The sequence below is a fragment of the Roseomonas sp. CAU 1739 genome, assembly GCF_039839775.1.
GTDB lineage: Bacteria > Pseudomonadota > Alphaproteobacteria > Acetobacterales > Acetobacteraceae > Neoroseomonas.
Window position 1 is genome coordinate 56,132 of the sequence record NZ_JBDOQQ010000021.1, and the last position, 24,441, is coordinate 80,572.

Annotated in this window: 21 protein-coding genes; 7 read left to right on the top strand and 14 right to left on the bottom strand. The window is 68.7% G+C overall.

The window, feature by feature from the left end; translation table 11 throughout:
* Positions 1-4 precede the first annotated feature (4 nt).
* On the bottom strand, positions 5-1,249 hold the full coding sequence (locus AAFN86_RS25580) for an alpha-hydroxy acid oxidase (RefSeq protein WP_347546447.1): 1,245 nt from the start codon (positions 1,247-1,249) through the stop codon (positions 5-7).
* Between the two features lie 191 nt (positions 1,250-1,440).
* On the opposite strand from AAFN86_RS25580, the gene AAFN86_RS25585 reads away from it, so the two are divergent.
* The 3 genes from AAFN86_RS25585 to AAFN86_RS25595 all read left to right on the top strand — a co-directional run bounded on the left by AAFN86_RS25585 (position 1,441) and on the right by AAFN86_RS25595 (position 4,981).
* Positions 1,441-2,466: an FkbM family methyltransferase gene (locus tag AAFN86_RS25585; RefSeq protein WP_347546449.1), complete on the top strand. Its 1,026-nt coding sequence runs from the start codon at positions 1,441-1,443 to the stop codon at positions 2,464-2,466.
* A 159-nt stretch (positions 2,467-2,625) separates the two neighbouring features.
* Complete coding sequence (locus AAFN86_RS25590; protein ID WP_347546450.1) at positions 2,626-4,101, top strand: lyase family protein; 1,476 nt, start codon at positions 2,626-2,628, stop codon at positions 4,099-4,101.
* A gap of 82 nt (positions 4,102-4,183) precedes the next feature.
* Positions 4,184-4,981, top strand: a complete 798-nt coding sequence (locus AAFN86_RS25595) for an enoyl-CoA hydratase-related protein (RefSeq protein WP_347546451.1) — start codon at positions 4,184-4,186, stop codon at positions 4,979-4,981.
* Positions 4,982-5,133: 152 nt separating this feature from the next.
* Here the strand turns inward: AAFN86_RS25595 and kdpC are convergent, their stop codons facing one another.
* Genes kdpC through AAFN86_RS25620 form a run of 5 tightly spaced genes read right to left on the bottom strand, consistent with a single transcriptional unit; the run spans position 5,134 to position 9,774 of the window.
* On the bottom strand, positions 5,134-5,724 hold the full coding sequence (kdpC, locus tag AAFN86_RS25600; protein ID WP_347546453.1) for a K(+)-transporting ATPase subunit C: 591 nt from the start codon (positions 5,722-5,724) through the stop codon (positions 5,134-5,136).
* A gap of 2 nt (positions 5,725-5,726) precedes the next feature.
* Positions 5,727-7,787, bottom strand: coding sequence for a potassium-transporting ATPase subunit KdpB (kdpB, locus tag AAFN86_RS25605; RefSeq protein ID WP_408906632.1), 2,061 nt, complete (start codon positions 7,785-7,787; stop codon positions 5,727-5,729).
* Between the two features lie 34 nt (positions 7,788-7,821).
* Entirely contained in the window at positions 7,822-9,519 is a 1,698-nt protein-coding gene (gene kdpA, locus AAFN86_RS25610) for a potassium-transporting ATPase subunit KdpA (RefSeq protein ID WP_347546455.1), read from the bottom strand.
* A 4-nt stretch (positions 9,520-9,523) separates the two neighbouring features.
* Positions 9,524-9,610, bottom strand: a complete 87-nt coding sequence (kdpF, locus tag AAFN86_RS25615) for a K(+)-transporting ATPase subunit F (protein ID WP_347546484.1) — start codon at positions 9,608-9,610, stop codon at positions 9,524-9,526.
* 5 nt (positions 9,611-9,615) lie between these two features.
* Complete coding sequence (locus AAFN86_RS25620; protein WP_347546456.1) at positions 9,616-9,774, bottom strand: hypothetical protein; 159 nt, start codon at positions 9,772-9,774, stop codon at positions 9,616-9,618.
* Between the two features lie 80 nt (positions 9,775-9,854).
* On the opposite strand from AAFN86_RS25620, the gene AAFN86_RS25625 reads away from it, so the two are divergent.
* The 3 genes from AAFN86_RS25625 to AAFN86_RS25635 all read left to right on the top strand — a co-directional run bounded on the left by AAFN86_RS25625 (position 9,855) and on the right by AAFN86_RS25635 (position 13,689).
* Entirely contained in the window at positions 9,855-12,494 is a 2,640-nt protein-coding gene (locus AAFN86_RS25625) for a sensor histidine kinase KdpD (protein ID WP_347546458.1), read from the top strand.
* Entirely contained in the window at positions 12,491-13,201 is a 711-nt protein-coding gene (locus AAFN86_RS25630) for a response regulator transcription factor (protein WP_347546459.1), read from the top strand. Before AAFN86_RS25625 ends, AAFN86_RS25630 begins: the two co-directional genes overlap by 4 nt.
* Positions 13,202-13,377: 176 nt before the next feature.
* On the top strand, positions 13,378-13,689 hold the full coding sequence (locus AAFN86_RS25635; protein WP_347546461.1) for a hypothetical protein: 312 nt from the start codon (positions 13,378-13,380) through the stop codon (positions 13,687-13,689).
* Between the two features lie 148 nt (positions 13,690-13,837).
* On the opposite strand, the gene AAFN86_RS25640 is transcribed toward AAFN86_RS25635, so the two are convergent.
* The 8 genes from AAFN86_RS25640 to AAFN86_RS25675 all read right to left on the bottom strand — a co-directional run bounded on the left by AAFN86_RS25640 (position 13,838) and on the right by AAFN86_RS25675 (position 23,218).
* Positions 13,838-15,604, bottom strand: coding sequence for an ABC transporter permease subunit (locus AAFN86_RS25640; protein WP_347546462.1), 1,767 nt, complete (start codon positions 15,602-15,604; stop codon positions 13,838-13,840).
* A gap of 2 nt (positions 15,605-15,606) precedes the next feature.
* Positions 15,607-16,965 (bottom strand): LLM class flavin-dependent oxidoreductase, encoded by a 1,359-nt coding sequence (locus AAFN86_RS25645; RefSeq protein ID WP_347546463.1) that lies wholly within the window; start codon positions 16,963-16,965, stop codon positions 15,607-15,609.
* A gap of 10 nt (positions 16,966-16,975) precedes the next feature.
* Positions 16,976-18,331 carry an LLM class flavin-dependent oxidoreductase gene (locus AAFN86_RS25650; RefSeq protein WP_347546464.1) on the bottom strand — a complete coding sequence of 452 codons (1,356 nt, stop codon included), beginning with the start codon at positions 18,329-18,331 and terminating at the stop codon, positions 16,976-16,978.
* Positions 18,332-18,368: 37 nt separating this feature from the next.
* The gene (locus AAFN86_RS25655) at positions 18,369-19,412 is read right to left on the bottom strand and encodes an ABC transporter substrate-binding protein (protein WP_347546465.1); all 1,044 of its coding nucleotides are present in this window, start codon (positions 19,410-19,412) and stop codon (positions 18,369-18,371) included.
* Between the two features lie 25 nt (positions 19,413-19,437).
* Positions 19,438-20,523 (bottom strand): ABC transporter ATP-binding protein, encoded by a 1,086-nt coding sequence (locus AAFN86_RS25660; RefSeq protein WP_347546467.1) that lies wholly within the window; start codon positions 20,521-20,523, stop codon positions 19,438-19,440.
* A 168-nt stretch (positions 20,524-20,691) separates the two neighbouring features.
* Positions 20,692-21,345 carry a DUF1028 domain-containing protein gene (locus AAFN86_RS25665; protein ID WP_347546468.1) on the bottom strand — a complete coding sequence of 218 codons (654 nt, stop codon included), beginning with the start codon at positions 21,343-21,345 and terminating at the stop codon, positions 20,692-20,694.
* Positions 21,342-21,752, bottom strand: coding sequence for a Rid family hydrolase (locus tag AAFN86_RS25670; protein WP_347546469.1), 411 nt, complete (start codon positions 21,750-21,752; stop codon positions 21,342-21,344). Before AAFN86_RS25670 ends, AAFN86_RS25665 begins: the two co-directional genes overlap by 4 nt.
* Positions 21,752-23,218 (bottom strand): 4-hydroxyphenylacetate 3-hydroxylase family protein, encoded by a 1,467-nt coding sequence (locus tag AAFN86_RS25675; RefSeq protein WP_347546470.1) that lies wholly within the window; start codon positions 23,216-23,218, stop codon positions 21,752-21,754. Before AAFN86_RS25675 ends, AAFN86_RS25670 begins: the two co-directional genes overlap by 1 nt.
* A 95-nt stretch (positions 23,219-23,313) precedes the next feature.
* On the opposite strand from AAFN86_RS25675, the gene AAFN86_RS25680 reads away from it, so the two are divergent.
* Positions 23,314-24,285, top strand: a complete 972-nt coding sequence (locus tag AAFN86_RS25680) for a LysR family transcriptional regulator (RefSeq protein ID WP_347546471.1) — start codon at positions 23,314-23,316, stop codon at positions 24,283-24,285.
* Positions 24,286-24,441 lie beyond the last annotated feature (156 nt).

Here is a 24,441-nt window from a genome sequence, read left to right on the forward strand (position 1 = left end):
ATCCTCAGCCCGCCTGCGGCACCCGCATCAGGAACTGCGGCCCGAGTTCGGCCATCGTATTCGCCCCGATCAGCGCGAGGTCCCGATGCACTTCCTCCTGCAGCAGGTCGATCGCGCGCTCCACACCCGGCTGCCCGCGCACAGCCGCCGCACACAGCATCGGCCGGCCGACGAAGACGAAGGCCGCGCCGAGCGCATAGGCCTTCATCACATCGGTGCCGCGCCGCACGCCGCCGTCATAGATGACCGGCATGTCGCCCGCGACCTGCAAGGCGGCTTCCAGCATGCGCAGGCCGGACACCGCGCCATCGAGCTGCCGACCGCCATGGTTCGACACCATGACGCCATCCACCCCGATCGCCTTGGCGCGCACGATGTCGTCGGGATGCAGCACGCCCTTGATCAGCAGCTTGCCCTGGAAGCGCCGGCGGATCAGTTCCAGGTGCTCCCAGGCCAGCCCATCCCGCGCGCCGAAGGCGCGTTCCAGGTCGCGCGAGAGGATCGGCGGGCCGCGCCCGGCATCCATGTTCTCGAAATACGGCATCCCGTGGTTCTTCAGCGTGCGGAACCAGGTGCCGAAGGCCCAGCGCGGATGCGTCGCCCCCTGCCAGAACAGGCGGAAGGACGGCTTCAGTGGAATCGAATAGCCATTGCGGATGTTGTTCTCCCGGTTGGAGGAGACCTGCACATCCACCGTCAGCACGAAAGTCTTGAAGCCGGCGGCGATGACGCGGTCGACCAGCGGTTCGATGCGCTCGGCCTCGCCGGGCAGGTAGGCTTGGTACCAGGCATCGGGGTTGGCGCGGGCGACGTCCTCCAACTTGATCAGGGAGGAAGCCGACATGATCATGGGGATGTTCTTCGCGCGCGCCGCCTGGGTCAGCACCAGGTCGCCGCGATAGGCCATCAGCGCCGAGGAGCCCATCGGCGGGATGCCGAAGGGGGCGCTGTATTCCTTGCCGAACAGCGTGGTCCTGGTGTGGCGCGCCCGCGCATCGACCAGGCAGCGCGGGATGAAGCCCCATTCGGCAAAGGCGCGGCGGTTGTCGTCCAGCGACCAGTCGGTCTCGACCCCGCCGGCCATGTAGCCGTGCAGCATCCGGGGCAGGTAGCTTTTCGCTGCGACCTCGAAATCGTTCAACGAGAGGAAGCCGGCGAGGCTCGGCGGCACCGGCGGGGCGGCGCGCTTCTTGGACAGGGTCTCGGCGGCGACTGGAGCGCGCGACTGCGCGGAGCCTTCGGCTGTCATGGACATTTCACCCGGTATCGATGGTGCCCGATCTTGACCGGGAACGCCGGAACAGACCAGCCGCCGGCGCGGCATGGTGGCCATGCGATGCCCCGGCGGCCTGCAGGCGGGGCGGCGGCCACTGGTGACTATGTCGGTCCGGCGCCGGATGCAGTAGTCACCTTGGCCAGTTCGAGTCGACGAGGCCCCCGATGCGCTCCCATGTTGCCAGCCTGATCCATGCGGCGCTCCGGCGGCTTCCGGCTGCGCGCAACGTGTACGCGCAGCGCGACGCGCTGGCCGCGGTGGTCGGGCAGCGGGATGACGCGCTGCATGGCCTGCGGGAGCGGGTGCGCGCCTTGCAGGCGGAGGTCGAGGCCACGCGGGCCGCGCCGCCACCGCCGGCAGAGGACCCGCTCGCTCGCTTCGCGCAATGGGTGCGCGACGGCGCCTTCGCCCAGGTCTCGGGCCATCTGCTGACATTGCGAAACGATGGGCTGCTCGGCGCGGCCGGCTCCCAACTGGCCTTCCCCTTCGATGGGAACATGTTTCCGGCCACGGTGCTGAATGGAGGCTGGCAGGCGGAGGAGCTCGACTTCCTCAGCGCCCATGTCGACCCCAGCCAGACGTATGGCCTGCTCGATATCGGCGCCAATATCGGGCTGTTCTCCCGCCAGGCGGCGCGGCGGCTGCCCAATCTCGGGCGGGTCGTCTGCGTCGAGGCGGATCCGGGCAATTTCGCCGCGCTGAACTTCAACCTGGCACACCTGCCGCCGCCGCTTCGGGCGCTGCACAACATCGCCCTGGCCGACCGCGCCGGCGAACTGACCTGGTATCGCGACGCCAACAATATCGGGAACTACTCGCTGAATGCCGACGCCATGCGCGGCCAGGCGCACCACGCGGTCACCATCGGCGCGGTCGATGCGCGTGACTTCCTCTCGGGCGATCTGGGCTTCGCGCCCTCACAGCGGCTGATCTGGAAATCCGACACCCAGGGCTTCGACGAGTTGATCATCTCCCGCGCGCCGGATCCGTTGTGGGATCGGGTTGATCTGGCGGTCGTCGAATTGTGGCGCATCGCCAAGCCGGCCTTCGACCGGGATGCCTTCCAGCGCCGGATCGGCGCCTTCGCGAACATGACAATCGGCACCCACCGCCGCGTAACGCCGCAGGAGGTGATGGCCTACCTGGACGGCGACGACTACGCGCATGACGATCTCTATCTGTGGCGCTGATGCCTCGGCCGACCATGCGGTCTTGAACCAAGCGGGCCGGCATCCTTGGATGCGGCTTGCCGGTTCGGCGGATGTGCAACCCTGGCCGAGGTTGGCCGGATGCCGGGACCTCGGGAGGATACCATGTCGGCGATACGCCTTTGCCTCGGAGTGCTGCTCATGTCCGCCACCGCCCTGCCCGGCCTGTGCCAGACCCCCGGGCGACGCGACGCCTTCTTCTGGCTCGGCGAGATCAACAAGGCGAGCGCGGTCATCAACACCGATGAGGGGCTGCTCGACCGAGCCGCAGCACCGCGCATCGCCGCCGGCCTGCAGGCGGTGCTCGACGCCGGCGCGCGGCCCGGCGCCCAGCGGCCAAACCTGGTCATCACCTTCGAACCCTTGCTGATCGAGGCCGCCGGCGTCGAGGCGACGCTGCTGCATGCCGGGCGGTCGAGCCAGGACATGCTGGCGACCGTCCGCTCCGCCATGCTGCGCGACGAGTTGCTGCGCATGGCCGCGCAACTGAACCGCGTGACCGCGACGCTGGTGCGACAGGCCGAGCAGCACGGCACGACGGTGGTACCCAACTACACCAATGGCGTCGCCGCCCAGCCGAACAGCTACGGCCACTACCTGCTCGGCCATGTCGCCGGCTTCGAGCGCGATGCGGAGCGCCTGCGCCAGGCCATGGCCCGGCTGGATCTCTCGCCAATGGGCACCACCGTGCTGAACGGCACGAGCTGGCCGCTGAACAGGGAGCGCATGGCGCGCTACCTCGGCTTCCCCGGCACGGTCGACAATGCCTATGACGCCGCACAGATCCTCGCCGCCGAGATGCCGGTCGAGATCGGCGCGGTCGTCAGCGGCGTCGCGCTGCATGTCGGCGCCTTCATCGAGGACGTGATGCAGCAATACGCGCAGCCACGCCCGTGGATCCTGCTGCGCGAGGGCGACGGCAACACCTATGTCTCGAGCGCCATGCCGCAGAAGCGCAACCCCGGCCTGCTGATCAACACGCGCGCCGATGCCTCGCGCGTCATCGCTCTGGGGTTCGGCCGGCTGATCCAGGCGCACAACATTCCGCCGGGCATGAGCGACGCCAAGGGCATCGGCGACAATACCGAGGTCATCGTCGCCGCCACGCGCATGCTGGCCTCCTTCGATCGCGTGCTGAATGCGCTGGTCATCAATCCGGAGCGCGCGCTGGAGGAGCTGAACCTGGACTGGACGGCGTCGCAGGAAGTGGCGGATGTGCTGATGCGGCAATACCGCCTGCCCTTCCGCGTCGGGCACCATTTCGCCTCGGAGATGGTCAGCCATGCCCGCGCCCATGACATCGCGCCGAGCGACTTCCCCTATGCCGAGGCGCAGCGGATCTATGCCGAGACGCTGCGTCACGAGATGGGCGTCGAGGGCGGCGTCCTGCCGATGAGCGAGGCCGAATTCCGCGCGACGCTCGACCCCGTCTCGATCGTGCGCAACCGGGCGACGGCGGGTGGGCCGCAGCCGGCCGAGATGACGCGGATGATCGCCGCTTCCCAGGGCGCGCTGGCCGCCCAGGATGGCTGGATCCGCGACCGGCAGGGCCGCATCGACAGCGCGCTCGCGACCCTGGACGCCGATTTCCGCCGCCTGCTGAACACGGCGAACTGACGGCGCGTACCCCCTCGACAACGCCCGGCAAGCCTCCATGCTGGCGGCAAGGCTCGTCTCGAGCCACCGGAGGAGATCAATCATGTCCGTCGTCGAAACCGAACGCCACGGCCAGGTGCTCGTGGTGCGCATGAACCGCCCCGAGCGGCTCAACGCGCTGAACCAGGAAATCCGTATCGCCCTGGCCGAGACCTGGATCGATTTTCGCCGAGACAATGACCTGGAAGTGGCGATCCTGACCGGCACCGGCCGCGCCTTCTGCGCCGGGGAGGACATGAAGGAGACGCTGGCCAACAAGACCCCGGGCGGCCAGCGCCTGGCCATCGAGGATCCCTTCGCGACCGGCGCATTGGAAAAGCCCGTCATCGCCGCGGTGAACGGCTTCGCCATGGGCGGCGGCTTCATGCTGGTCGAGCGCACGGACCTGCGCGTTGCCGCGACCGACGCGATCTTCGAGGTTTCGGAGGCCAAGCGCTGGCTGCTTGGCGGCACCAATCACGGCCACCTCGCCAACCTGCCCTATCCGATCGCGATGGAGATGGCGCTCGGCTTCCGTTTCACGGCGGAACGATTCCACCAGCTTGGTTTCGTCAACCGGCTGGCGCCGGCGGACAAGGTCGTGGAGGTGGCGCTGGAGATGGCGAGCCACCTGCTGACACTGCCGCCGGCCGCGCGCGTCAACACGGTTCACATGATGCGGCGGATGCGGCCGAAGCCGACCAAGGCGCAACGGGATCTCGCCGCCGCGCTGCACGAACACGGCGCCAAGAGCGACCTGTTGGAAAGCCGCGCCGCCTTTGCGGAAAAGCGCGCGCCCAACTTCAAGGGCTGGAACGATCCGCAGGACCGGTATCGGATGCCGGAGTTGTCGGAGGATTAGAACGCATGGCGCCTGACCGTACGCAGTCAGTGCCGTGTGAAGATGCTCGCTCAAGCGATGAATTGAAGCGGTTTGCGCCGGCGCAGCCTGGTGCAAACCGCTCTCAAGGCTGCCGCCACGACAGGGCGCCGTGTCGTCGCGGCGGCCCTGCCCTATGGCCGCGGTGTCATCTCGTCCAAGGCCAGGTTCAGTCGCAACACGTTGATGCGGGCTTCGCCGAGCAGGCCCAGTTCGGGACCCTCGACCTGCGCGGCGACCAGTGCGGCGACCCGCGCTTCGGGCATGGCCCTCGCAGCGGCGACGCGGGCGACCTGGCGGCGCGCATTCTCGGGCGAGATATGCGGGTCGAGCCCGGAGGCGGAGGCGGTCGCGGCATCCGCCGGCACGCCGGTCGCGCCGCCCACCCTCTCCCGCACCGCGTCGACCAGCGCCGCCGAAGACGGGCCGAGTTGCGAGGCCGCCGAGGCGCCGGCGTTGTAGGGCGCAGCGCGGGTGCCGCTGGGACGGTCCGGATCCGCCTCGGTGGTCGCCGAGGGGCGCGGGTGGAAGTAGCGTTCGGCGGTGAAATTCTGGCCGATTAGCGCGGAGCCGACGACGCGGCCATCGCGCGCGACCAGGCTGCCGCCGGCCTGCTGCGGGAAGACCGCGCCGGCGACGGCCGTCATCACCAGCGGCGCCACGATGCCGAGCAGCAGCGTGAACAGCCCCACCATCGCGATGGCGGGACGCAGGAGAGCATTCATGGTCAGGCAACTCCAAGAAGAACGAGGACGACATCGATGATCTTGATGCCGACGAAGGGTGCGACGAGCCCACCGAGCCCATAGACGACCAGATTCCGCCGCAGTAGGGCCGCCGCCCCCACCGGGACATAGCGCACCCCGCGCAGCGCGAGCGGCACCAGGGCGACGATGATCAGCGCGTTGAAGATCACCGCGGCGATGATCGCGCTTTGCGGCGAGGCGAGGCCCATCACGTTCAGCGCCTGCAGCTCCGGATAGGAGGCGACGAAGATCGCCGGCAGGATGGCGAAGTACTTCGCCACGTCATTGGCGATGGAGAAGGTCGTCAGCGCGCCGCGCGTGATCAGCAGCTGCTTGCCGATCTCCACCACCTCGATCAGCTTGGTCGGATCGCTGTCGAGGTCGACCATGTTGCCGGCCTCGCGCGCCGCCTGGGTGCCCGTCTGCATCGCCAGCCCGACATCGGCCTGGGCGAGTGCCGGCGCATCGTTGGTGCCATCGCCCGCCATGGCGACCAACCGGCCTTCGGCCTGAACCTTGCGGATGTAGGCGAGCTTGTCCTGTGGCGTGGCCTCGGCGATGAAGTCGTCGACGCCGGCCTCGACCGCGATGGCGGCGGCGGTCAGCCGGTTGTCGCCGGTCACCATCACCGTGCGGATGCCCATCCGGCGCAGCGCGTCGAAGCGGTCGCGCATGCCGGTCTTGACGATGTCCTTCAGCTCGATTGCGCCCAGCAGCCTGCCATCACGGGCGACGGCGAGCGGCGTCCCGCCGGACCGCGCGATGCGGTCCACTGCGGCACGGAACTCCGGCGGCGCATCGAGGCGCAGCGCGGCGAGCAGCGCATCGACCGCACCCTTGCGCGTGGAACCGGACGGCAGGTCGACGCCGGAAATCCGCGTCTGCGCGGTGAAGGGCACCACCACCGCGCCTTCGGGCAGGGCCGGCACGGCGATACCGTGCTGCGACCGGGCGAAGGCGAGGATCGAACGACCCTCCGGTGTCTCATCGGCCAGCGAGGCAAGCACGGCGGCCTCCGCCACCTCCCGCATGGTCACGCCCGGCGCCGGCACGAAGGCCGCCGCCTGGCGATTGCCCAGCGTGATCGTACCGGTCTTGTCGAGAAGCAGCACATCCACATCGCCCGCCGCCTCCACCGCGCGGCCGCTGGTCGCCAGCACATTGAAGCGCACCAGCCGGTCCATCCCTGCGATGCCGATGGCCGAGAGCAGCCCGCCGATCGTCGTCGGGATCAGCGTGACCAGCAGCGCGGCCAGCACCGCCACCGAGGGCGGCTGCCCGTTCCACGAGGCCAGCCCCACCAGCGTCACCACCGCGATCAGGAACACGATCGTCAAGCCAGCGAGCAGGATGTCCAGCGCGATCTCATTCGGCGTCTTCTGCCGCGACGCGCCCTCGACCAGCGCGATCATCCGGTCGAGGAAGGTGGAACCGGGTGCGGCGGTGATGCGCACCACGATCCAGTCCGAGACGACCAGCGTGCCGCCCGTCACGGCGCTGCGGTCACCGCCGCTCTCGCGGATCACCGGGGCGGATTCACCGGTCACCGCCGCCTCGTTCACGCTGGCTATGCCTTCGACCACCTCGCCATCCGAGGGGATGAGGTCACCGGCTTCGACCAGCACCAGGTCGCCAACGGACAGCTCATCGGCATGGCGCGGCTGCCACAGGGCGCGATCATCGCCACGCAGCAGAACCTTGGCGCGCGTCTCCGTGCGGGCGCGGCGCAGGCTTTCGGCCTGGGCGCGGCCGCGGCCTTCGGCGACCGCCTCGGCGAAGGTGGCGAACCACACGGTCAGCCACAGCCAGCCGGCGATCGTCGCCTCGAACCAGAAGCCCTGGCCGATCGTCGCGGCGCGGATTGCCAAGACGGAGACGAGGATCGCGACCACCTCGGTCACGAAGATCACGGGGTTGCGGATCAACTGGCGCGGGTCGAGCTTGCGCAGCGCATCGAATGCCGCGCGCCCCAGCAGCGCGCGATTGGCGAAGGCAGCGCGGCGCGCGGCGCGCCGGGCCTCCCCCTGGATCATGACGTCCATTGTCAGTGCCTTTCGTTGAACAGGCCGGGCGCCGCTAGAAGCTACGGCCGGCGACAAGCGTGAAGTGCTCGGCGATCGGACCCAGCGCCATGGCGGGCAGGAACTGCAGCCCGCCCAGGATCAGGATCACGCCGGCCAGCAGCCCGGCGAACAGCGGCCCATGCGTCGGGAAGCTGCCCGCGGAGTCCGGCAGCTTGGGCTTGGCCGCGAGCGAACCCGCGATCGCCATCACCGGCACCACATAGGCGAAGCGGCCGAGCAGCATGGCGATGCCCAGCGTGGTGTTGAGCCAGGGCGTATCCGCGGTCAGCCCACCGAAGGCCGAGCCGTTGTTGCCGGCGGCCGAGCTGTAGGCATAGAGCATCTCGGCCAGCCCATGCGGGCCGGCATTCAGCACCGAGGAGACCGCCGCCGGCAGCACCACGGCGACGGCGGTGAAGCCGAGGATCGCCGCGGGCAGCACCAGCACGGCGAGCATCGCCAGCTTGATCTCCCGTGCCTGCAGCTTCTTGCCGAGGTATTCTGGCGTGCGGCCGACCATCAGCCCCGCGACGAACACCGCGAGCAGCGCGAAGACCAGGATGCCGTACAGGCCAGACCCCACGCCGCCCGGCAGCACCTCGCCGAGTTGGATGAGGAACAGCGGGACGCCGCCGGACAACGGCATGAAGCTGTCGAACATCGCGTTCACTGCACCGCAGGACGCTCCGGTGGTGGTCGCGGTGAACAGCGCGACCAGGGCCATGCCGAAGCGGACCTCCTTGCCTTCCATATTGCCCTGCGCCGGATCGAGGCCCGCGGCCACCAGCAGCGGATTGCCCGCTGCCTCGCCGGCATAGACGATGGCCGTCGCGACCAGCACGTAGCCCAGCATCACCAGCAGCAGCGCTCGGCCTTGCCGCACATCGCCGACGATGTGGCCGAAGGTCAGCGCCAGCGCGAAGGGGATGACCTGCTGCGCCCAGATCTGCAGCGCGGTGGCGAGTGCCGACGGTCCCTCGAAGGGATGTGCCGAGTTGGCGCCGAAGAAGCCGCCACCATTGGTGCCCAGATGCTTGATGGCGATCTGGAAGGCCGCCGGGCCAAGCGGGATGATCTGCGCAGCCCCTTCCAGCGTCGTCGCCTCCACGCCGGCCGACAAGTTCTGCGGCACGCCCATCGCCACGAAGGCGAGGCCGAGCAGCACGGACAGCGGCAGCAGCACGTACAGCGTGATGCGCACGAGATCCGCCCAGAAATTCCCCAGATCCTTCAGTCCACCTGCCGCGAAGGCGCGTGACACCGCGAGTGCGAGCGCGATGCCGGTCGCGGCGGAGAGGAAGTTCTGTACCGTCAGCCCCGCCATCTGGCTGAGATGGGACATCGCGGACTCGCCGCTATAGGCCTGCCAGTTGGTGTTGGTGACGAAGCTGACCGCCGTGTTGAAGGCGAGCCAGGGCGACAGCCCGTCAAAGCCCTGCGGATTGAACGGCAGCACGCCCTGGAAGCGCAGCAGTGCGTAAAGGACGAGGAAGCCGGCGAGGTTCGCCGCCAGCATCGCCAGCGTATAGCCACGGCAGCCCATGCCGCGCGCCGGGTCTATCCCCGCAGCGGCGTACAACAGCCGCTCCAGTGGAGCGAGGACGGTGACGCGCCCGGCCGCGACGGCGGCGATGTAGCGCGCCAGCGGGATCGCAGCGGCGACTACGCAGGCGAGCACGAGCGCGATCTGCGCCCATCCGATCAGGGTCATGGTGTCACAGGCTTTCGGGGCGCAGCAGCGCCCACAGCAGGTAGAGAAGGAGGCCGGCGGCCACGGCGCCGCCCAGGATGAACTCGGCCATCGCGGTCACACCTTCTCGCAACCGACGGCATAGGCCGCCAGCAGCGCGAAGACGCCGACCCCGAGGGAGAGCAGCAGGATGTCGAGCATTGCAGTGTCCTCGTCACGACGCAGGTATCCGAGGAGGGTAGTAGGGCGATGCCGCGCAAAGGCTCCATGCGGCATTCCGACGCGGCGCATAAAGGCCGCGTAAAATCGGCTGCGCGGGCGCGCGATGCTTGGCCGGGCCTGCTACGCTCAGCAGCATGGCCGACGAACCTGCCCGCCCCGATCCGGATGCGCTGCTGGCGCTGGCCCAGCAGGAAGGGCGCGGACGGCTGAAGGTGTTCCTCGGCGCCGCACCGGGCGTCGGCAAAACGTGGGAGATGCTGGCCGAGGCAAGCCGCCGCCATGCCGGCGGCGCCGATGTGCTGATCGGCATCGTCGAGACGCATGGCCGCGCCGAGACGCAGGCGGCGATCGGGACCCTGCCCGTGCTGCCGCGCGCGCGGATCGACTATCGCGGCCAGGTGATCGAGGAATTCGACCTCGATGGCGCGCTGGCCCGCCGCCCGCTGATCCTGCTGCTGGATGAGCTTGCTCACAGCAATGCCCCTGGCAGCCGACACCCCAAGCGCTGGCAGGATGTCGAGGAGCTGCGCACGGCCGGCATCGAGGTCTGGACGGCGATGAACGTGCAGCACCTGGAGAGCCTGTCGGAGGCGGTCGCCCGCATAACCGGCGTGCGCGTGGCCGAGACGGTGCCCGACCGCGTGCTCGCCGAGGCCGATGCGATCGAGTTGATCGACATTCCGCCGGCCGAACTCATCGAGCGCATGCGCCAGGGGAAGGTCTATCGCCCCGACCAGGCGGAGCGCGCGCTGCGCGGCTTCTTCCGCGAAGGCAACCTCGCCGCCCTGCGGGAGATGGCATTGCGCCGCACCGCCGAGCGCGTGGACGCCGATGTCACGGGATACATGCGCGCCAATGCCATCGCCGGCCCCTGGCCCGCCGGCGACCGCGTGATGGCGCTGGTCGGCGCGGATGCGGCGGCCGAACTCGTCGTGCGCGAGGCGCGGCGGATCGCGGATGCGCTCAAGGCGCCGCTGGTCGCCTTGCATGTCGAACAGCCCAGCGCGCCGGTCGGCGCTGACCCCCGAGACGCCCTGCAACTTGCCGAGCGGCTGGGCGCGGCGACCGAGACGGTGGTCGCTGCCGACCTGCCGGACGCCATCCTGCGCGAGGCACGGGCGCGCAACGTCACGCATCTGGTCATTGGACGCGGCCGCCCGCCGCTGTGGCGCCGCCTGTCCGGACGGACGCTGTCCGGTGCCCTGTTGCGCCGGGCGACCGACTTCACGCTGCATCTGGTGCCGGAGCCCACAGGCACCGCCCGGCCTGCCCCCAGCGAGGCGCGCGGCCTGCCGACCTGGCTCGGCTGGGTCGCGACGCCGGCCCTGGTGGCGTCGGCGACTGCCGTTTGCCTCGCCCTCGACAACGTGGTGCCGGACGACGCGCTCGGCATGATCTACCTCGTGCCCATCGTGGCGGCGGCCGTCGGTTTCGGCGCGCTGCAGGGTGGGCTGGCGGCGTTGCTGGCCTTCCTGGCCTGGAACTTCCTGTTCCTGCCGCCGCGCTACACCCTCGCCATCGCCGGCGCGCAGGATGTGGTTGGCGTGGTGGTCTTCGCGCTGGTGGCACTGCTGCTGACCGGCACGACCGGCGGGCTGGGCCGCCAGGTCCGCCGCACCCGGGCGCGCATGCTGGGGCTGCGGCGGTTGGTAGAATTCAGTCGCCGGCTGGGCGCGCCAGGCGACGCCGGCGACATCGTCTTCGCCATCGCCGAGGAAAGCGCGCGCATCTCGGGCGGGGCAGCCTGCGTGCTGCTGCCGCTGCCGCCCGCGCCCGGCGAAACCGCGCCCGAACCGATCCTGCGCGCCGCCATCCCCATCGACGCCGAGCCCGATGCCGGCGCGATGGCGGCTGCGCGCTGGGCGATGGCCCATGGCCGCGTGGCCGGGCGCGGCACGGATACGCTGCCGGCCTCCCCGTGGCAGTTCAGGCCCATGCGCACTGCGCGCGGCGTCGCCGGCCTGGTGGGATTGCGGCTGCCGGCCGGCGGGACGCTGGACGGGGAGACGGACAGGGCGCTCGCCGGCCTGCTCGACCAGGCCGCCATCGCGCTGGAGCGCGCCGAACTGACCGAGGAGCGTGCGCGCGGCGAGGCGCGCAACGAGACCGAGGCGCTGCGCAGCGCGCTGCTGTCATCACTCGGCCACGACCTGCGCACGCCGCTCACCTCGATCCGCGGTGCCATCGGCACGCTGCGCGCCGGCGGCCTGTCCGAAGCGACACGCGACGACCTGCTGGCGACGGCCGAGGAGGAGACGGCACGGCTGTCCCGCTGGATCGCGAATATCCTCGACATCGTGCGCATCGAGAATCGCCAGGTGCAGCCCCGGCGCGAGACGGTGGACCTGACCGAGGCCGCCGAGAGCGCGGCGGCACGGGCGAGCGGCACGGTCTCGCTCGACATCGCGGGGGCACAGTCGGCACCGCGCCTGGATCCGGTGCTGCTGGACCAGGTGTTGGCCAATCTGTTGGACAATGCACTGAAATTCTCCGCGCCGTCGGGTCGGGTGACGCTGCGCGTGCAGCGCGCCGGAGCAGAGGTCGCACTGGCGGTCGAGGATGACGGGCCGGGCATTCCGCCATCCGACCTGCACCGCATCTTCGATCCGTTCTTCCGCGCATCGCGCACCGATCGCGTCGCCGCGGGAAGCGGCCTTGGCCTCGCCATCTCGCGGGGCCTGGTGCAGGCGATGGGCGGGCGGATCGCCGCCGAAAGCCCGATCACGCCCGATGGGCGCGGTACGCGCATGACCGTGCGGTTTCCCGCCACATGACCGATCGCGACCGTCCCCGCATTCTCGTCATCGACGACGAGCCGCAGATCCATCGCTTCCTCGGACCCGCGCTCGAGGCCGCGGGATTCGCTGCACTACGGGCCGATACGGCAGCCCAGGGGCTTCGCATGGCCGCCGAGCGGACGCCGGCATTGGTGCTGCTGGACCTTGGCCTGCCTGACATGGATGGGCAGGACGTGCTGCCGCGGCTGCGCGGCTTCCTCGCGGCGCCCATCGTCGTGCTGTCGGCGCGCGAGCGGGAGGAAGAGAAGGTCGCCGCACTGGACGCAGGGGCGGATGACTATGTCGAGAAGCCCTTCGCACTGGGCGAGTTGCTCGCACGGTTGCGCGCGGTGCAGCGCCGTGCCGAAGCACGGGCCCGCACGCCGACCGAGACGGTATTGCGCGTGGGGCCGCTGGAAGTGGACCTTGCTGCCCACACCGCGCGGGTGGACGGGGGCGAGCCCTTGAAGCTGACACCCCGCGAATGGGACCTGCTGGTCGCGTTGATGCGCGGCGGCGCGGGCCGCCTCGTCACGCAGCGTCAACTGCTGGCGAGCGTCTGGGGGCCGGCGCATCTGGAGGACACGCAATATCTGCGCGTCTACATCGGGCATCTGCGGCAGAAGCTCGGCCCGGCGGCGGCGCTGATCCAGACGGAACCGGGCGTGGGGTATCGGTTCGCGGAGACGGTGGCCGGCGGATAGCATCGCGCGCCGCCTCACATGTGTTTGAAGTCGCTGGCCAGGGCCGAAAAGTCCCGAAGGCCCAGCGACTTATGCCACCCCAGGAGCGGACGGCGCGCGGCGCGCAGGCGGAACGTCCCCTCACGCGGCGAAGGCTGGTCTATCGGTCCACCCCGTGACCGACGAGGAGACGCGGCATGGAGATCATGACAATCGAGATCCTGCGCATCGGGCCGGACAATGCGCTCTATCAGCTGTGCGACGGGAAGAATTTCGGCGTTCTGGCGTTCGACGACGACGCGACCGCGCCGCTGCCCTTCCATCGGCGTGCAGCCATCGAACGCCCTGCGGTGCTCGCCTTCGTGGCGCAATGGCTGATGCGGGAAGGCGTGCTGCTGGGCAGCCCGAATCCACCGCGCATGCGGTGGACCGACATCGCCGAGCATGTCCCCTGCGCCCGCCTGCCATCGAGCGTGATGGCCGCAGGTGCGAATGCACCGGAAGTCTGAATCACGCGATCAAACAATAGGTCGGAGCGTGATGGGAGAAGGAATGTGAACCGGTCATGCTCCAGCCTGTTGTTTTGAGAGCACCTTCACGCGTCCAGATGATTCCCCGTGAACGCGATCTGCTCTGGGCGGGACCGGCCGGAGCCGTTCAGTGCGCGGTGCGGCTCGCGCGTGGCCGCAGGAACTCCGCCACGATGAAGAGCGTCGTCACCACCACGATGACGACGACGGATGCAGCGACCAGCAACGGGCTGACCTGCAGGATGACATCGTCCCACATCTGCTTCGGCAACGTCGTGCGAAGCCCGCCGCCGATGAACAGCGCGACGGTCAGTTCCTCGAAGGACGACAGGAAGGCGAAGATCAGCCCGGCCACCAGGCCGCCGCGGATCAGCGGCATTGTCACGCGGCGGAAAACGCGCGGACGGCTCGCGCCGAGTGTCGCTGCCGCCTGGTCCAGCCGCCAATCATGCGATTTCAGCGTGGCCAGGACGATGACGAAGGCGATCGGCATGGCATGCACGACGTGGCCGATCATGATGCCCAGGTCCGTCGCGATCAGGCCAACCATGGCAAACAGCTGGAACAGCGCCACCGCCACGACGATGGACGGGATCACCAGCGGCGTCATGAACAACAGGAAGGCGGCGGTCGTGAGTCGGCTCCCGCTGCGCGAGAGCCCGAAGGCGGCGAAAGTGGCCAGCACCATCGTCACGCAGGCCGTGGCCGCGCCGATGCCAAAGGATCTCACGGTGGCAGCGGTCCAGACCGGCGAGGCCGCATATTCCTGGAACCATCGCAGGCTGAAGCCCGGCGGTGGGAACGACATGAAGTCCGAACTGGTGAAGGCCATGGGCACCAGGGCCAGGATCGGCAGCACCAGCACGGCGACCACTGTCGCAGCATAGGCCGGCAGGAACCACCCCAGGCGATGGCCGCCGAGCAGGCGTGCCAGCGTTTCGGAGAGCGCCCCGAAAACGGTCGCGCCCGCCCGTGCCACCAACAGGCCGCCGCGCCGGATCGGGCTGCGCGCCGCCCGTGCCTGCGAGCCACCGCCCGACATGCGCGACAGCCCGAAGATGCGGTCATAGACAAGACAGCTCGCCAGCGCCGCGGCGATCAGCAGGGCCGACAGCGCCGAGGCAAAGACAAGATTGTCCATCTGCTGGACCTGATTGATGATCGCCTGGCCCATCATCGTCTCGCGCGGGCTGCCCAGCAGCGCCGGCGTGATGAAATAGCCGAGGCTGCCGATGAAGACGAGCAGCCCAGCCGAGGCGACCCCCGGCATCGACAGCGGCAGATAGACGCGCCAGAAGGCGGCGACGCGCGATGCCCCCAGCGTGCCCGCCGCCTGGGTCAGCCGAGGGTCGAGTTGCGTCATCACCGACAGCATCGAAACGGCGGCGAGCGGCACCATGCTGTGGGTCATCGCAAAGATCACGGTGACACGGTTGAACAACAGGTCGGGCGGCGCCTCGACGCCAAGAGCGCGCAGCGTGCCGGCAAAGATGCCGGTACGCCCAAGCAGCACCAGCCAGGCGAAGTTCTTCACCAGCGCACTGGTCCAGAGCGGCAGCAGGACGAGCAGCGCCATGATGCGCTGGGTGCGCGCCGGCAGCCGCGCCAGCCAATAGGCGAGCGGATAGGCGATCAGCAGGCACAGCACCGTCACCTGCAGCGCGATCCAGAAGGTATTCGAGATGATGCGCGTATAGACGGGCACGCCGAGCGCGCGCCGATAGGCGTCGAACGTCCAGGCACCCGTGTCGTCGTCGGTCAGGCTGACCGACAGCATGCCGAGCGAAGGCAGCACCAGGAAGGCGGCGAGGAACAGCAGCCCCGGCACCGCGAGCCAGATCGCGTCCCGCCGGCGCCGCGGCGCCATGCCCGCCGTCACCGTGGTGGCCGACACGCCTATTGCGCGGCCACGAGCGGCTGCGCCGCCGCCACATGGCGGTTGGCAGGACGCGCCAGCCCCAGATGCTCGCGCAGCGTGCGCCCTTCATAGGCTGTGCGGTACAGGCCCCGCTTCTGCAGCAGCGGCACGACATGCTCGACGAAGAAAGCCAGCCCGCCGGGCATCAGCGAGAAGGTCATCATGAAGCCGTCGCAGGCGCCGCCGGTGAACCATTCCTCCATGTGGTCGGCCATCTGCGCGGGCGTGCCGCGGAACGTGCTGTGGCCCCGCTCGTAGCTGAGCCAGAGCTGACGCAACGTCATCCCCTGCCGGATCAGCCCCAGGATGTGGTCGAAATAGGCCTGGTGAAAGTTGGCATTCCTCGGGATGCGGTCCTCGGGGATCGGCGCATCGGGGTCGAGGTCCGACAGGTCGGTCTCGAGATCCATGCCGAGCCGCATCTTGCCCACCATCGGATGGATCATGCCCTGCAGCGTCTGGTACATGTCCTCGGCTTCCTGCGTGCTGGCGGCGAGCAGGTTGGGCTTGCCGGCGAGCACCTTCAGCGCGTCGCGCTCGCGGCCGAACTTCGCCATGCGGCCCTTGAGGTCGTCATAGGATGCGCGCGCCTTCTCGGCCGTACTGTCGGAAGCGAAGACAACCTCGGCGACGCGCGCAGCGAAGTCCCGCCCGGTGTCCGATGCGCCAGCCTGGATGATGACCGGCTGGCCCTGCGGCGTGCGCTCGATGTTCAGCGCGCCATGCACCTTGAAGAACTTGCCTTCGTGATCGACCGCGTGCTGCTTCGATGGCTCGAAGATCTGGCCACGTGCGCGGTCGCGGATCCAGGCGTCATCCTCCCAGGTATCCCACAGCCTCTGGACCACGTCGACGAACTCGCTGGCCCGTTCGTAGCGCAGGTGATGCGGCGGCAGCTTCTCATGGCCGAAATTGCGGGCGGCGAAGTCGTTGGCCGAGGTCACCACGTTCCACGCGGCGCGCCCACGGCTGAGATGGTCAAGCGAGGCGAATTGCCGCGCGATGTTGTACGGCTCCGAGAAGCTCGTGCTCGCTGTGCCGCCGAGGCCGATATGCGTGGTCATGCCGGCAAGCGCCGAGAGCAGCGTGATCGGCTCGAACACGTTCATGAACATCGGGAAGCGGCTATAGGCTTCCAGCTGCTGCGTGCGTGCGGCCGGCGTATCGGCGATGAAGAAAAGGTCGAACAACCCCTTTTCCGCGAGCAGCGCGGTGTCGCGGTACCAGGCGATGCTGGTCGCGCCGGCCGCGTCGGTTGAAGGATGCAGCCAGGACGCGGTGTGGTAGCCGGTCGGGTTGACCAGAAGTGCGAGGGCGATCCTGCGGTCGGCTTGCATGCCGTTCCTCCTATTGCGCGGCCTGGGGCTGCTCGACCGGAGGCCGATGCGGCGGCCGGCGCAGGCCGAAATGCTCGCGCAGCGTACGCCCGGTGTAGTCGCTGCGAAACAGCCCGCGGCGCTGAAGTTCGGGCACGACCAGGCGGACGAAATCCTCGAGCCCGGCAGGCTGCAGGTTGAACTGGAACATGAAGCCGTCCGCCGCGCCGGTGGTGAACCATTCCTCCAGCGTGTCCGCGACATGCTTCGGCGTGCCACGCAGCGTCGTCGATCCACGCTGGTAGCGACGCGCGAGTTCAAGCAGCGTCGGATTGTCCTCGCGGATCATGCGCACGATCTCGTTGAAATAGGCGGTGTGCAGGTTCGGCTTGGCCGGGATGCGTGACGGCGGGATGGGCTGGTCGAAGGGCAGGTCGGACAGGTCCGTCTCCAGGTCCATCGCCAGGCGCTGGCGCGCGACGACGGGGTGCATCAGTTCCTGCAACGCCCAGTATTTGTCATCCGCCTCCTGCGCCGTCTCCGCCACGATCACCGGGATGCCGGCCAGCATGCACATCTCGTCCGCTTCGCGCCCGTAGCGCGCCATGCGACCCTTCAGGTCGCTGTAGTAGGCGCGCGACGCCTCGACCGTCTTGGCCGACCCGAACACCACTTCGGCCGTCTCGGCCGCGAGTTCCTTGCCTGAATCGGACGCACCGGCCTGGATGATCACCGGCTGGCCCTGCGGCGTGCGCTCGATGTTCAACCCGCCGCGGATATGGAAATGCGCGCCGTCATGGATCACCGGATGCAGCTTGGCCGGGTCGTAGATGCGCCCCTGCTCGCGATCGAAGATGAAGGCGTCGTCCTCCCAGGTGTTCCAGAACTTCTTCACCAGCAGCACGAATTCGCGTGCCCGGGCGTAGCGGTCGCCATGCTCGGCCAGGGGCTCCGGGCCGAAATTTCCGGCGGCGTAGGCATTGGCCGTCGTCACCACGTTCCACGCCGCGCGCCCGCCGCTGATGTGATCCAGCGACGCGAATTGCCGTGCGACGTTGAAGGGCTCGTTGAAGCTTGTGGTCGCGGTGCCGCCGAAGCCAAGGAACTCCGTCGATCCGGCCATGGCCGACAGCGCCGTCAGCGGTTCCAGGACATTGGTGAACAGTGGATAGCGGCTCCAGGCTTCGAGGTCGTTGATGCGCAGCGCCGGGGTGTCGGCCATGAAGAACATGTCGAACTTGCCCGCTTCGGCGATCCTCGCCATGCGTCGGTATGCGGCGATGGAGATGTCGCTGCCGTCCTGCGTGCTCGGGTGTCGCCAGGCGCCCGGATGCGACCCGCTCAGATGCGCGGAGAAGGCGAGATGCATCATCCTGTCGGCCGCCATGGCGCCACTCCCTGTCCTGTTCTTGCTTCTTCTAGCGTCAGCTCAGCAGCCAGTCCTGGAAGCGCTCCTGGACACGGGACCGGTTCGCACCCCACCAGGCGGCGTCCGATTCCGCCAGGCCGGCCATGTTCGCCGGCGAGGTCGGCAGCACCGTGGCGCGCTCCGCACTGATGAATTCATAGGCGCGCTGGTTCGACGGACCGTTGGCGACCTGGTTGGAATAGATCGCCTGCTGTTCCGGCTTCATGCAGAAGGCGATGAAGCGGCGGGCGAGATCCGCCCGCGGCGTGCCGCGCGGGATCGACCAGCCATCCGTCGAATACAGCCCCTGCTGCCAGCGGATGCGCACCGGCGCGCCGGCGACCATCGCCGCGTGGGCGCGCGCGCCCCAGGTGTCGCTCATGTCCACTTCGCCGCTTTGCAGTAACTGGGTGTTCTGCGCGCCGCTGGTCCACCATACGTTGATGTGCCGCTTGATCTGGTCGAGCTTGCGGAAGGCGCGGTTGAGATCGATCGGATACAGCTGGTTCGGTGCCACGCCATCGGCCATCAGCGCCGCTTCCATCACGCCGGCGACGTTGCGGTACAGCGCGCGACGGCCGGGAAATTTCTGCACGTCCCAGAAATCCACCCAGTTCATCGGGCCATTGTCGCCGAACTTGTCGGTCCGGTATGCCAGCACCGTCGCGAAGACGGAAAAGCCGAACCAGTTGTCGGTCAGCATGCCGTTGATCAGGCCTGGTACGGGCTGCAGGTTCAACGAGTCGATATAGTTGCGCTGCCGCGTCAGCCCCAGCACATGGCTGGGCGTGACCATGCAGGTGTCCCAGATGAAGCTGCGCGTATCGACCAGCAGGCGGAACTGCACGGTCGGATCGGGCTCATGCGCCACGCTGACGACCTTGATGCCGCTCTCGCGCTCGAACGGATCGTAGAAGGCGGCGCGCAGGGCCGTGGAAGGCGCGCCGCCGACATCGGCCGCGGTGATCTGGTCGGCCCCGAAGGCACGCTCCGCGGTGAACAGGAAGGGCGCCGCGATCGCCCCGCCCAGCACGCGTCGCCGCGTCGTCAATCCCGTCATCGCCAGGTCCCCTTCCGCTTCCGATTCATGACACGAGAAGCCGCGCGCGTTCGGGCGCCCAGCCCAGCGTCACCTCATCGCCGATCATCGGCACGATCTGGCCGGATGAACAGCGCATCACCAACATGCTGCCCGAACCCAGCGTCACGACAAGGCGGAATTCCGACCCTGCATAGACGGATTCCGTGACGCGCCCACGCAGGGTGCCGCCGGGCCGCAGTTCCACGTGTTCGGGCCGCACGATGAGGGCGGCCGGGCCATCGCGCATCACCGCCGCCGGCGGCAACGCAAGCGTGCCATCAGGCGTCTCCAGCCCCGCCGCGGTGATCCGGCCGTTCAGCACGTTCGAGATGCCGATGAAATCAGCGGCGAAGAGCGAGGCGGGATGCTCGTAGATCTCCTGCGGCGTGCCGAGCTGTTCGATCAGCCCGTGATTCATCAGGCAGATGCGGTCGGACATGGCGAGCGCTTCCTCCTGGTCATGGGTGACAAAGACGATGGTCGCGCCGGTGTCGCGATGCAGCCGCTTGATCTCGATCTGCATGCTCTCGCGCAGCTTGCGGTCGAGCGCGCCGAGCGGTTCATCCATCAGGATCAGCGCCGGCTGATAGACGAAGCAACGGGCCAGCGCGACGCGCTGCTGCTGGCCGCCCGACAATTCACCGGGAAAGCGGTCGCGCAGAGCGGCAAGGCCGACCATCTCAAGGGCCGCGGCGACGCGGCGGTCCAGCTCGGCCCGCGGCACGCGGCGCATCTCAAGCGGGAAGCAGGTATTCTCGCGCACCGTCATGTGCGGAAACAGCGCATAGTTCTGGAACACCACGCCGATGTGGCGCTTGTGCGCCGGCGTCCAGGTGTGATCCTGCCCATCGATATGCAGCGTACCACCGGTCGGCTCCACCAGACCGGCGACGAGTTGCAGCAGCGTCGTCTTGCCAGAACCGGACGGCCCCAGCACGGTGAGGAACTCGCCGCTGGCCACATCAAGATCCATCGGCCGCAGGGCATGCACGGCGCCGTACTGCTTCGCGAGACCGCTCAGCGACAGCTTCGACGCACTGCCCTGCCCGCCCGCCGGGATGGTCACCCTGATCTGCGCATCCACATTCATGTATCGCGCCGCCCTGCCCGGAACCTGCACGCGATCCTAACCATTGTGACCAGCGTCGGAACGCCGGAAATGCGGGAAATCGCGCGGTGACGCCCGTGCGGTGCGCAGACCCTCGGCAGCCCAATGCGAGGATCGGGTGGGTTGCTCAAGCGACGTGCACCGTGGGCATCAAAAGGCCGGAGCCTGGCGTGGGTCGAGGAAGCGCGCCACATAAGCCGCCTGCTGCGGCGCATAGCGTGTCCACAGCGCGCGCAATGCGGCGATCGGCGCATCGTCCCAATCGACGCGCAGATCGACGACCGGCCAGTCATGCGTGTCGCTCACCAGCAGGCCGGCGCCGTGCTCGTCATCGAACTCGCCGCCCGCATCCAGCCCTGCTTCCAGTGCACGCATCAGCCGTTCGGCGAGGACCATGCCGGTCGCATCGGCATAGGCCGCGACCATCGCCGCGGGCACGGTGTCATTGGCGAGAAGGTTGCCCATAGCAATACAGCCTGGTCCGGTCGCCACCCCCGCCACGGGCATCGAAGCCTCGCCGATATGCCAGGCCACCGCACCGCGTCGGTCGACCACCGTGACCTGGCGATGTTCAGGCGCCGTCGTGCTGTCGAGCAACAGGCGCAGCACCGCGCCCGCGCCAAGCCCATCGCGCAGCAGCCGGGTGCCAAGCGGACCCAAAGAGGGGTCGGAGAAATTCTGCGTCGCCACCGCCCCCAGCGCGTCGGTGCGGATGCAGCGCGCGGCCGTGGCGACCGAGGAAGAGGTCACCACCGCCCCGAATGCCCCCGTGTTGGGGCAGCACGCGATCAGCGAATAGGTCATGCGGCGGATACCACCGCGGTGATGTCGATCTCCATCATGTATTCGGGCTTCGCCAGCCCCGCCACGATCAGCCCGGTCGAGACGGGATGCACGCCCTTCAGCCACTGGCCCACGACACGATAGACCGGCTCGCGATAGGCGCGGTCGGTGATGTAGATGTGGATCTGCACGACGTCCTGCAGCGTCGCGCCGGCCTCCTTCAGCAGGATCTCGGCACAGCGCATGGCATTGTCCGCCTGCGCCGCCGGATCGCCGATGCCGACGATGTTGCCGTCCAGGTTCATCGCCGTCTGGCCGCGCAGATAGACCGTGTCGCCGGCGCGGACCGCCATGCAGACATCGTTGTCGAGCGACTGCTCGGGGTAGGCGTCCTTTGTGTTGAACTTGCGGAATCGTTCGATCGCCATCACGCCGCCTTCCCGATATTGCCCTTGCCGGTCACGCGATCCGACAACTTCGCCGCCTGCCGCACAAGATCCAGCGGTCCCTCGAAGTCGAAGGATCGGTAGACGGCGGCGAGATGACTGAAATGCGGCGCCTGGGCGAACTGCGCAAAGGCCAGGCGATGCCCGGCATAGCCGCTGGTCAGCAGGTCGCGCGCATAGGCCAGCAGTCGCCGGCGATCTTCGGCATCCCAGCAATCGTTCAGCGTGTAGAATTTCCGCAGCCAGTCCCCGGCCTCGCCGGCGAATTGCGCGGCGTCGGGGGTGACGCAGACCTGGCCGCCGATCAATTCGCGCGCCGTGTGCATGGCCACCGGCAGCTGGCTGCAGGCCAGCACGCGCCCGGCATACAGGATCGACTGGTTCGGCATCACGAAGCCCGCCGGCGACGTTTCGCTGAGCGCGATCGAGGCAGCGAGATGCGCCCGGATCCCCTCGCGGTAGCAGACCAGCTCGGCCAGTTTCTCCTGCACCGCCTGCAATTTCTCGAGGCCCGTCTGCCGCGCATTCCACATCGCCGCGCCGATCATCGCATCGGCGTTGTGCAGCAGCCGCAGCACATAGGGGAAGGCGCTGTAGCGATGCAGCGTCCCGCGGATGAACTGCGCGGCGCGCGTGTAGCGGTAGAAGAACACGTCCTCCCACGGGATCAGAACGTCGTCGAAGACCACCAGTGCCTCGACCTCGTCGAAGCGCGCGGCGATCGGGTGGTCCTCGGCGCTGCCCTGGGTGGCGAAGGACGCGCGGCAGATGTGCTTCACCCCCGGGGCGCCCATCTTCACGATGCAGCCGACGGCGTGCTGGCTTTCCTTCTCATCCGTCCAGGCGCCGACGGTGGGCTTCAGGAAAGCCTGGTCGGCATAGGCGGCCGCGGTCTCGAACTTGGCGCCACGGATGATGATGCCGGCATCCGTCTCCCGCACCACGCGGATCATCATGTCGGGATCGCGCTGGTCCACCGGGCGCGACCGGTCGCCCTTGGGATCGGTGTTGGCGCTGACGTGGAACGGGTCGCGAGTTACCACCTCGCGGATGTGGCGGTCGATGTTGCCGGCGAAGCGCGGGTCGATCGCCGCCAGCACGTCGCGGCCATCGGCAAGCGACCACATCTCGCCCACCGTCTCGTCGCCCATGCGCGTGACCGTGCCGCCCAGGTCGCGCAGCACCAGGTCCACGCCATCCCACTTCTTCTGCCAGTCCTCCCGCGTCAGCGGCGGCGCCTGCAGCAGGCTGTGCGTGCCGTCCGCATCGCTGAAGGTCAGCGCCTGCGCGCTCGCTGCCTCATGATGCAGGTCGTACATCCGCGCCTTGGCGGCGATGATCGGCGCCAGGGCAGGATGCGACGCGACGTCACGCACGCGTTCGCCATCGACATAAACCTCGCGCCCGTCCTTGAGGCCCTCAAGGTACTCCGCGCCGGTCCTGATCATGTGCCACCCCTGCCCAATGCCGGAATGCTGCGCTGCGGCAGACATAGGTGAAACCATCTTTTTCCTGGGCGCAACATAGGACTACCCTATGCAGCATGCGCCTGCCCCTGCGAGCCCTGGTCTATGTCGTCGCCGTCGCCGATGCAGGCTCGATCTCCGGCGCGGCGCGGCGGTTGCGGCTGTCGCAGCCTTCGATCAGCGAGGCGGTCGCCGCCTGCGAGGCCGAGTTCGGCTTTCCGCTCTTCGTGCGCCATCACGCGCGCGGCGTCTCGCCGACGCCGGCCGGCGCGCGCGTGCTGGCCGAGGCACGGGCCTTGCTGGCCCATGCGGAGGATTTCTCGCATGCCGCCCGCGCCATGGGCCGAGACCCATCGGGTGAGATCACCGTCGGCTGCTTCGTCTCGATCGCGCCGCGCTTCATCCCGGCCCTGCTCGCGGGGTTCCGGGGTGCCTTCCCGCGCGTGCGGGTCGCCGTGGAGGAAGGCAATCACGACGCCGTCCTAGATGGTCTGCTCGATGGCCGGACGGAACTCGCCCTGGCCTATGACTATGCGCTGCGGCCCGGCCTTGATGCGGAATCGCTGGCCCATCTGCCGCCGCATGCCGTGCTGCCGGTGACCCATCGGCTAGCGCGGCGCGGCGCGGTCACGCTCGCCGATCTTGCCGAGGAACCGTTCATGCTGCTCGACCTGCCGCAGTCGCGCGACTATTTCCTCGGCCTGTTCCGCGCGGCGGGACACGAACCGCGCATCGGCTTCCGGTCCCGCAGCATCGAGATGGTGCGCGGCATGGTTGCCGCGGAGCAGGGCTGGTCGATCCTGAACATCGTGCCTCGCTCCCCCTATACGGTCGATGGGCGCCGCATCGTCGCCCTGCCTCTGGAACCCGCCCTGCCGGCCGTGGCAATCATGCTGCTGTCAGCAGCGTCGCGGCCGCATCGGCCGGCCGTGGAAGCGTTCGCCGGTTTCGTGCGGCGCGCCTTCGCCCGCGCGGGCATGTTCGACCCGCAGCAATCCGAGCAATTCGGCGCCAGCAGGCGGCCGCGACTGCCGGCCTCACCGGCATGAGGCGCGTCGGTCGGGCAGCATGCTCTCCATCACGTGGCAGCGCTGACCGCATGGATTTCAGTGTTGCCGGGGCGTGCAAGTTCGTCGGCCGTGGCCGTCCGCATGGCGCGCGCGCCTCCGGCGAGCTGTTGTCGGCCGTCTGCGGATCAAGTTGGC